Source organism: Thermogemmata fonticola, assembly GCF_013694095.1.
Classification (GTDB): Bacteria; Planctomycetota; Planctomycetia; order Gemmatales; family Gemmataceae; genus Thermogemmata; species Thermogemmata fonticola.
The window spans coordinates 1-1,656 of the sequence record NZ_JACEFB010000032.1 but is presented as its reverse complement, the minus strand read 5'-3'; the positions used below and the strand labels follow the sequence as shown (position 1 = coordinate 1,656).

Sequence of the window (1,656 nt, the reverse complement as noted above, 5' to 3'; positions counted from 1 at the left end):
GCTAAGGGAGCGAGTCATACAGCACCTCACGAAATAGAGAAATGAGAGGAACACAACCACCGCGAGACTCCTCGCGACCGCTATGCAATTTACCGCAGTCCAATCCTTCCTGCAAGGGGTGAAAAATGAAAAAAATACGACCCGGAATCTGATGTTGTTTCACCACGATATTCTCGTGACTACCCCTGTTTAGAAAGAAGTCGAAGGAGAGCCGAGAAGAGCAGACGCTCCTTTCGTCTGGCTTGCTACAACGTTAGCCCTCCCCGGAGCTTCTTCCAGAGTTGCCGTCTCAGGCAGCCGTAATGACGCGGCCAGGCCCGGAGAGAAACAGAGCGGGAACTCGCCGTCACGGTTTGCGAGTGCGGATATAAATCTCGAAGTTGGCTTGATCGGTACCTCCGGGCGGCACCTCAAAGGTCAGGATGGTGTCTTGATTATATTGCGGGGGGATCAGCTCTTTGCCAGCCAGGGGAGCGTCATCGGGCGAGCCGATGCTCGGATCGGTCGCCTGGCCTTCGCCGGGTAGAACCGTGCCGATGCGCACTTTGTGCTTACCGACAACCGCCCCCGTGCCGCTGTATTGCTGGGAGGAGACTTTCAAGGTGAAACGTCCCTCGGCATCGGTGACGCCCGCCGAGCCAGGGCCGGGGTCTTTGTTTTTTTCCGTTTGCATGGGCTGAAACGTGACCATCAGATTGGCCACAGGTTTGCCATCGACCAAGACCCGGCCTGAAACAGGGACGAACTTCGGGCGTCCGTCGCTGCAACCGAAGGCACAGGCGGCTAGCAATCCCATTCCCGCGAGGAGGAATGACCGCAACATAGCTGGACCTCCCAGGCAATTAGTTCACGTCCGCCACCTCGCCCCCCGCCATGGTTGCCATCGCCGCCAGGCGATTGATGTCGACGCTATAACTGATGAAGCGGACTGATCCATCCGCCATGAGGAAATTCAGCCCATTGGCGTGATTGCTCCCGAAGCCGCGTTTGCAGGGATTATCCCCGCCGTTGCCCGGACTGTTCCAGCAGCGGTTGTAACTGTTGCCCAGAATACGGCTCTCGCTGGTGACCGAGGATTGATTGTACGAGGTGTAGCCATAGGCCCAGAAGGTCGCCCGGCGAGGCACATCGATATTGGTGTACTCCCCGACCAGCAGAGTGTTGGACGTTCCATCAATGATGCTCGTCATCCGTTCGGTAGTTCCTGTGGGACAGCGAGCAGCTACGTTGGCATTGGTGGTTCGGATCACGACGTGGAGGACGCCCTTCCACGCCGGGTTGAGCGTGCCCAGGTTCGGTTCGCAAGTGTCCCAGAAGACCCGGCCGTTGCCGCCGCTGCGCCCTGACACCGCACGATAGGAACCGAATTGATACTGCGCACCACTGCCGTTGCCCGAAGCAGGACGCTCCGTCCGTAAGTAAAGTGTGTCCGAAGGGCAGGAATACACCTTGACGAATTGAGTGCGTAGGAAGGTATTGGCGCTAGCCCAGGTGTTCTGACTCGGAACCCAGGTTTTGAATAACGCGTCTTGTTCCAGGAAAGGAAGAATATCCACCGTCCAAGTGGTCCAGACATTCTGGCCGCAGCAAACGTTGTCGGAGACATTACCGGCCGGGAAAGTGTTGTTGACGTCATGATAGTTGTGCAAAGCGATG

At 57.3% G+C, this 1,656-nt stretch carries 2 protein-coding genes; both read right to left on the bottom strand.

What is annotated here, in order from left to right; translation table 11 throughout:
* Nucleotides 1-346 precede the first annotated feature (346 nt).
* Nucleotides 347-823 carry a hypothetical protein gene (locus H0921_RS17545; protein WP_194539831.1) on the bottom strand — a complete coding sequence of 159 codons (477 nt, stop codon included), beginning with the start codon at nucleotides 821-823 and terminating at the stop codon, nucleotides 347-349.
* Between the two features lie 19 nt (nucleotides 824-842).
* On the bottom strand, nucleotides 843-1,656 hold an 814-nt coding region (locus tag H0921_RS17540; RefSeq protein ID WP_194539830.1), incomplete at its 5' end, for a DUF1559 family PulG-like putative transporter.